The organism is Amycolatopsis sp. SID8362 (genome assembly GCF_010550475.1).
GTDB lineage: Bacteria > Actinomycetota > Actinomycetes > Mycobacteriales > Pseudonocardiaceae > Amycolatopsis > Amycolatopsis eburnea.
Genome location: NZ_JAAGNB010001200.1, coordinates 1 through 503, shown reverse-complemented (window position 1 = coordinate 503; position 503 = coordinate 1). Strand labels below are relative to the sequence as shown.

1 pseudogene is annotated in these 503 nt (G+C 70.8%); it reads right to left on the bottom strand.

Features of this window, described 5'->3' with window-relative positions:
• Nucleotides 1-307 precede the first annotated feature (307 nt).
• Nucleotides 308-503: pseudogene (locus G3I65_RS37060) on the bottom strand (helix-turn-helix-type transcriptional regulator); the annotation flags it as partial.

The following is a 503-nucleotide window of genomic DNA, read 5'->3' as shown; positions in this document are numbered from 1 at the left end:
CCGCGACACGGCGGCGACCGACGCGGGCCCGACATCCGGGGTGACGCCGTACTCCTCGGCCATGCGAACTCCGTTTCCCGGCAGGCTGACAACGTTGCCAGGAAGCTTCCGCCGCGGGCTTCGGAGCGGTCAAGAAGACAAGGTGGACAAGAATTCGGAAAAATGACATCGATGTCTGCGAAGCGGTCATGGCACCACTGTGGACTCCAGCGCCCCAAGGCGGCCTTGGTTGCGTCCGGCGCACCCAAGGCGGCCTTCGGTGCGTGACACGCAACCAATGTGGCCTTGGGGCGCTTGCGTCCGGCGGCTACAGCTCCGCGTGTGCCGCCGCCAGTTCGACCGCCGCGCCGAGGTCGTTCACCGTCGCGTAGCCGCGGTCGCCCAGGTTCGCCCAGCCCGGGCCCGCCGTGCCGACCGCGCGGCCGAGGGCGCGGACGCGGGCGGCCAGGAGGTCGTCCGCGGTGGGCGGGGTCATCGACCACAGGACGACCAGCACCGGGTCG